The following is a 7,689-nucleotide window of genomic DNA, read 5'->3' as shown; positions in this document are numbered from 1 at the left end:
CCCGTCTGAGGCAAAATAAAGTTCATTTTCATCATTTACAAATGGAAAGGTTTCTCTTCCTTCGGTATTGATTGTAGTTCCTAAGTTTTCCGGTGTGCCAAAACTACCATCATCATTTATTTTTACTTTAAATAAATCAGATTGACCAATTGTTCCTGGCATATCTGAAGCGAAAAACAATATCTTTCCATCCGGACTTAAAGCAGGATGCGCCGTACTATAATTATCACTGTCAAAAGGCAGTTCAGCTATATTTGTCCATTTGCCATTTTCTAAACTGGCTTTGTATATTTTTACTAAAGTAATTTTATTTCCATCTTTTCCTTTTTTACCATCAAGGTAGTTGTTTCGGGTAAAATACATGGTTTTTCCATCACTTGTAAAAGCAGGGGTAGCTTCATGAAATTTAGAATTTATGGTTTTATCAAACTTTTTTGGAGCGCTTGGAGTCATGTTTTCCCCTAAATCAGCACTATACAGATTTGTAAAATATTGATTGGTCCATTTGTTTTTTCGTTGTCCTAAACTTCCTGTATCTCTTGCTGAAGCAAATACAATTTTATTCATATATACAGCAGTTCCGTAATCAGAGTATTTTGAATTAATACCAGCATCTTCCACCTGATATCTACCGGAATTAGCTTTTATGGCTTCTAAATAATTGGTGTTTTTTTTGAAAAGTTTTCCTCGACTATCGTTGCCTGATTTTTGATTGAATAGTTCTAACATCTCATTGGCTTTATCGTTTTCGCCAATGGATCTTAAAGACTGGGCATAACGATAATAATATTCCGATTCTAAATTGGTGGTGTCCATAGCAAATAATTCACCATACCATTTGGCAGCTTTGTCCAGCTCCGCGTTGAAGTAATAGGCATTCCCCATTTTTTTAAACAAGTCTGCAGACTTATAACCTTTTTCAGCAACCCTTTCATAGGTTTTTATGGCATCTACATAGGCATAGTTGTCATATTTTTTATCAGCTGCAACTAGTCTTGCCTTTTGGGCATAAATATTAAAAGAAAAAAGAGTAACTATTGTTATGTAAAGGAGTATATTATTTTTCATAATATTTGTTTTTAGAAGAATCTAGGAGTTGTGATTTTGTTGTTGTTTTTGAATAATTCATAACGCAGGAAAATTTCATGCGATCCGGAATTATAGTTGTTTAAATTGGTTGTTTCATGATCATACCCGTATCCAATATACAAACCTTCAGAAACCTGAAATCCAACCATTGCACTCATTGCAGCACTCCATCTGTAGGCAACTCCAACTATAAATTTGTTATTGAACATAAAATTGCCGGATAGATCCGTTTGAAGCGGAGCACCTTTTACCATTTTGGTGAGAACAGCAGGCTTGAACTTAATATAATTATTCAAATCAAATACATAACCAGCAATCAAATAGTAACTAATTTGTTCTTTAAATATAGCCACTTCGTTGTCATCGTAACGATTGGTTTCTATAAAATTAGGAACGGAAAGCCCAACATAAGCTTTATCCGAATGCCAATACACACCAGCGCCAATATTTGGAGAAAATTTATTATGATAATCATGTAGGCTTGGGTCATCATCAGCTGGATTTAATCGGGTAACATCCAAATCAAAAAGGTTAGCCGTTGCTTTTATACCAAATGAAAGTTTAAAAGTTTCCGAAGTTGGAACGGTGTAAGATAAATCAGCCGAGATAGTATTCTCACGTGTAGGACCAATTTTATCGTTTATAATAGATACCCCTAATCCTAAATTATTTGAGTTAAGTGGCGTATTAATAGATACAGCATTAGTAACCGGAGCTCCGTCGAGTCCTACCCATTGGGTACGATGTAAGGCAAAAATACTTAAAGCACCTCTAGATCCTGCATAGGCGGGATTAATATTGATCGTGTTGTACATGTATTGCGTAAATTGAGCATCTTGTTGCGCAAAACTTACAATGGCTGTAAACATCAAAACGAAAGAAAATAGTTTTGTTTTCATAGTAGATATTTATTTTTTAATTATCTAGGGAATTCATTTTATAAGAATTCGACAGGTTAATTGATAAATTTGATTAGGGTTTATCGTTCAAGAAATAGGGCTATTGGTATTATCTTTATTAAACCTGAGGACAAAAAGTCCTCAGGCAGTCAATTTTAATTATTTAGTAAGGTATAAATATCCGTCTTTTTTATTTGTTATAATGTTTCCTACACCATCAACAGAGGTATAATTTAAGATATAGAAATAAGTACCGGTTGGTAAACCTGATGATTGACTGATAGTTGTTCTGCCTTCAGAGATACCTTTGAACACTTTGCTGGTATTGTTATAACCACTAGTTTCATAAACCAATACACCCCAACGGTTGTAAATTTCAACCGTATTGTCTGGATAGCAATTTGTATCATCAATGTTGTCAATTACGAAGTTTTCATTAATTCCATCTCCATTAGGAGAGAAGGCATTATGAACTAGCACCGTTCCACAAGGCAATACAATACCGCCACAACCAGTAGTAACTGTCATCGTAATTTTTATAGTTTTTGGACAAGTTCCGTCATTAATTTTATATTCAAAAATATAATCACCAACAGCTAGGCTAGAAGCATTTATTGCATTTCCTTGTAAGGCACCTGAATTATTCACATCAGTCCAGGTTCCGTTTGTAGGTGTACCAACAGGCAATAGATCGTTTAGGTTAGCAGTTGTAATTTCTCCATCGTTACAAATTGAACTAACTAATGCTACAATACCATTACTAACGTTAACATTAATGAGTTGTGTAAATTCTGATGTATTTCCACAAGAATCAGCGACAGACCATTTTCTCACAATGGAGTAGGAATTTGTAGTGCTGTTAATGATCTTCTCCGTAAAGACCGCTGGAGCAACTGCAGAGCAATTGTCAACAAATACAAGTTCAGGTTTGGTAGGAACCGCATCACAATTCACATCTATCGTTGGGCTAAATACAGTGGTTGTTGTAGGAGCGGTTGTATCTTGAACATTAATAGTTTGAGTAGCTTTAGCAGTATTTCCACAAGTGTCGGTAGCAGTCCAAGTTCTAGTTACAGAATAAGACCCTGCACATTGACCATTTGTTGTTGCATCTGCAAAAGTCAAGTTAACGGCCGAGGCACAATTATCGGTTGCTGTAGCAGTCGCAAATGCAGGTATTGCTGGACAAGAGATTGTCGAAGCAGACGGCAATGCAGCGATAACCGGAGCGGTTTTATCCTGAACAGTAATCACCTGTGATTTGGAAGCTATGTTACCACAAACATCTGTAGCAGTCCAGGTTCTGGTTAGCTTATAGTTGCTGGCACAGTTTCCTTCAGTTTTAACTTCTTTGAAAGTAACTTTAGGATCTGCATCACAATTATCAGTAGCGGTTAAAGTAGCTGTAGCAGGAACTGCAGAACATTCTACGGTTATATCAGCAGGAGCTAGGCTCAATACCGGAGCGGTTTTATCCTGAACGGTAATCACCTGTGATTTGGAAGCCGTGTTACCACAAACATCAGTCGCAGTCCAAGTTCTGGTTAGCGTATAGTTGCTGGCACAGTTTTCGTTAGTTTTAACTTCTTTGAAAGTGACTTTAGGATCTGCATCACAATTATCAGTAGCGGTTAGCGTAGCCGCTGCAGGAACTGCAGAACATTCTACGGTTATATCAGAAGGAGTTAGGCTCAATACCGGAGCGGTTTTATCCTGAACGGTAATCACCTGTGATTTAGAAGCCGTGTTGCCACAAACATCTGTAGCAGTCCAGGTTCTGGTTAGCGTATAGTTGCTGGCACAGTTTCCTTCAGTTTTAACTTCTTTGAAAGTAACTTTAGGATTAGCATCGCAATTATCAGTAGCCGTTAGCGTAGCCGCTACAGGAACTGCAGAACATTCTACGGTTGCATCAGCAGGAGCTTCGCTCAATACCGGAGCGGTTTTATCTTGAACGGTAATGATTTGTGATTTAGAAGCCGTGTTGCCACAAACATCTGTCGTCGTCCAGGTTCTGGTTAGCGTGTAGTTGCTGGCACAATTTCCGTCAGTTCTCACTTCTTTGAAAGTAACTTTAGGATTAGCATCGCAATTATCAGTAGCCGTTAGCGTAGCCGCTGCAGGAACTGCAGAACATTCTGCGGTAACATCAGCAGGAGCTTCGCTCAATACCGGAGCGGTTTTATCCTGAACGGTAATGATTTGTGATTTAGAAGCCGTGTTGCCACAAACATCTGTCGCCGTCCAGGTTCTGGTTAGCGTGTAGTTGCTGGCACAATTTCCGTTAGTTCTCACTTCTTTGAAAGTAACTTTAGGATTAGCATCACAATTATCGGTAGCGGTTAAAGTAGCTGCAGCGGGAACTGCAGAACACTCTGCGGTAACATCAGCAGGAGCTTCGCTCAATACCGGAGCGGTTTTATCCTGCACGGTAATCACTTGTGATTTAGAAGCCGTGTTGCCACAAATATCAGTCGCAGTCCAGGTTCTTCTTAGCGTATAGTTGCTGGCGCAGTCGCCGTCAGTTCTCACTTCGTTGAAAGTAACTTTAGGAGCTGCATCACAATTATCAGTAGCGGTTAAAGTAACTGTAGCAGGAACTGCAGAACACTCTGCGGTTACATCAGCAGGAGCTTCGCTCAATACCGGAGCAGTTTTATCTTGAACGGTAATCACTTGCGATTTAGAAGCTGTGTTGCCACAAACATCAGTCGCAGTCCAGGTTCTGGTTAGCGTATAGTTGCTGGCGCAGTCTCCGTCAGTTCTCACTTCTTTGAAAGTAAGTTTAGGATCTGCATCACAATTATCAGTAGCGGTTAAAGTACTTGCAGCAGGAACTGCAGAACATTCTGCGGTCACATCAGCAGGCGCTTCGCTCAATACCGGAGCAGTTTTATCCTGAACGGTAATCACTTGCGATTTAGAAGCCGTGTTGCCACAAACATCAGTCGCAGTCCAGGTTCTGGTTAGCGTATAGTTGCTGGCGCAGTTTCCGTCAGTTCTAACTTCGTTGAAAGTAACTTTAGGATCTGCATCACAATTATCAGTAGCGGTTAAAGTTGCTGTGGCAGGTACTGCAGAACATTCTGCGGTAACATCAGCAGGAGCTAGGCTCAATACCGGAGCGGTTTTATCCTGAACGGTAATCACTTGTGATTTAGAAGTGGTGTTGCCACAAACATCAGTCGCAGTCCAGGTTCTGGTTAGCGTATAGTTGCTGGCACAGTTTCCTTCAGTTTTAACTTCTTTGAAAGTAACTTTAGGATCTGCATCACAATTATCAGTAGCGGTTAAAGTTGCTGTGGCAGGAACTGCAGAACATTCTACGGTTATATCAGCAGGAGCTAGGCTCAATACCGGAGCGGTTTTATCCTGAACGGTAATCACCTGTGATTTGGAAGCCGTGTTACCACAAACATCTGTAGCAGTCCAGGTTCTGGTTAGCGTATAGTTGCTGGCACAGTTTCCTTCAGTTTTAACTTCTTTGAAAGTAACTTTAGGATCTGCATCACAATTATCAGTAGCAGTTAAAGTAGCTGTAGCAGGAACTGCAGAACATTCTGCGGTCACATCAGCAGGAGCTAGGCTCAATACCGGAGCGGTTTTATCCTGAACGGTAATCACTTGTGATTTAGAAGCGGTGTTGCCACAAACATCTGTAGCAGTCCAGGTTCTGGTTAGCTTATAGTTGCTGGCACAGTTTCCTTCAGTTTTAACTTCTTTGAAAGTAACTTTAGGATCTGCATCACAATTATCAGTAGCCGTTAGCGTAGCCGCTGCAGGAACTGCAGAACATTCTACGGTTATATCAGCAGGAGCTAGGCTCAATACCGGAGCGGTTTTATCCTGAACGGTAATCACCTGTGATTTGGAAGCCGTGTTACCACAAACATCTGTAGCAGTCCAGGTTCTGGTTAGCGTATAGTTGCTGGCACAGTTTTCGTTAGTTTTAACTTCTTTGAAAGTAACTTTAGGATCTGCATCACAATTATCAGTAGCGGTTAAAGTACTTGTAGCAGGAACTGCAGAACATTCTGCGGTTATATCAGCAGGAGCTTCACTCAATACCGGAGCGGTTTTATCCTGAATTTTTATTGTTTGAGTTGCTTTGGAAAAATTGCCACAAGCATCTGTAACGGTCCATGTTCTTGTAATAACTTTATTGCTTGGACAAGAACTAGCCGGAGTCAGACAAACACTGTTAAAATCAATGCTACCATTAACACTGGCTTGTTTTCTTGAATAGATAAACCAAGTTCCATTCATTGGGCCCGTAAGATTTTCAAAACTGGAAACATAAGAGGTTAACCCATTGATATTATTTGGAGAAGTTGTTCCTCCGTTTGGAGTCATATTTTGATTTACTCCTTCTTGAATAAAATTAGCATTATTCCATTTGGTATAACCTGAGCTATTTGGATAAAATGTAGTTAAATACAATTCTTTAGTATTTGAGCTTTCATCATCACAATTTCCACCAGAACAATATGGACCAACTAATATTACCCCTTGTCCACTAGGTGAAACTAAGGTGAATTCAGCTCTTCCTTTTCCTTGATTTGTTGCAAAGGACAAAGCGATTTTTTCAATATTGCTTGCTGATAAATCATCAAATCCTGAAATGGTGAATGGGAAATAATTACCGTTTCCAGCATTTATTGATCCGTTATTTTCTGTAACTCCAAAACATTCTGTATCTGAATACGTTGCTGTTGGATTAGAATCACAGGTATCATTTATGTTGGTTACATTACCAGTAATAGTTGGGTTAGTATTTGCGATACAATTCTCACCACTATTTATTGTAATATTTGTTGGTGGTGTAAAAGTAGGAGCAGTTTTATCCTGAACGGTAATCACTTGCGATTTGGAAGCCGTGTTGCCACAAACATCAGTCGTAGTCCAGGTTCTTCTTAGCGTATAGTTGCTGGCACAGTCTCCCTCAGTTCTCACTTCGTCGAAAGTAACTTTAGGAGTTGCATCACAATTATCAGTAGCCGTTAAGGCAGCTGCTAGGGTAATTGCTGCACCACATTCTAAGGTAACATCAGCAGGAGCTTCGCTCAATACCGGAGCGGTTTTATCCTGAACGGTAATCACCTGTGATTTGGAAGCCGTGTTACCACAAACATCTGTAGCAGTCCAGGTTCTGGTTAGCGTATAGTTGCTGGCACAGTTTTCGTTAGTTTTAACTTCTTTGAAAGTAACTTTAGGATCTGCATCACAATTATCAGTAGCGGTTAAAGTACTTGTAGCAGGAACTGCAGAACATTCTGCGGTTATATCAGCAGGAGCTTCACTCAATACCGGAGCGGTTTTATCCTGAACGGTAATCACTTGTAATTTAGAAGCCGTGTTGCCACAAATATCAGTCGCAGTCCAGGTTCTTCTTAGCGTATAGTTGCTGGCGCAGTCGCCGTCAGTTCTCACTTCTTTGAAAGTAAGTTTAGGATCTGCATCACAATTATCAGTAGCGGTTAAAGTACTTGCAGCAGGAACTGCAGAACATTCTGCGGTCACATCAGCAGGCGCTTCGCTCAATACCGGAGCAGTTTTATCCTGAACGGTAATCACTTGCGATTTAGAAGCCGTGTTGCCACAAACATCAGTCGCAGTCCAGGTTCTGGTTAGCGTATAGTTGCTGGCGCAGTTTCCGTCAGTTCTAACTTCGTTGAAAGTAACTTTAGGATCTGCATCACAA

2 protein-coding genes and 1 pseudogene are annotated in these 7,689 nt (G+C 39.9%); all 3 read right to left on the bottom strand.

The window, feature by feature from the left end; all coding sequences use genetic code 11:
- Nucleotides 1–1,068 (bottom strand): annotated as a pseudogene (locus ACNQGH_RS21650) (OmpA family protein); the annotation flags it as partial.
- 11 nt (nt 1,069–1,079) lie between these two features.
- Entirely contained in the window at nt 1,080–1,988 is a 909-nt protein-coding gene (locus ACNQGH_RS21645) for a PorP/SprF family type IX secretion system membrane protein (RefSeq protein ID WP_417958097.1), read from the bottom strand.
- Between the two features lie 159 nt (nt 1,989–2,147).
- A partial coding sequence (locus tag ACNQGH_RS21640; RefSeq protein WP_417958096.1) for a gliding motility-associated C-terminal domain-containing protein occupies nt 2,148–7,689 on the bottom strand: 5,542 nt, incomplete at its 5' end.

It is taken from the genome of Flavobacterium kochi (assembly GCF_048286715.1).
In the GTDB taxonomy this organism is placed as follows: Bacteria; Bacteroidota; Bacteroidia; order Flavobacteriales; family Flavobacteriaceae; genus Flavobacterium.
This window is presented reverse-complemented; position numbering and strand designations above follow the sequence as displayed.

Excerpts from the sequence above, each read along its gene's own strand:
- ACNQGH_RS21645 (WP_417958097.1), bottom strand. The coding sequence starts at position 1,988 with ATGAAAACAAAACTATTTTCTTTCGTTTTGATGTTTACAGCCATTGTA.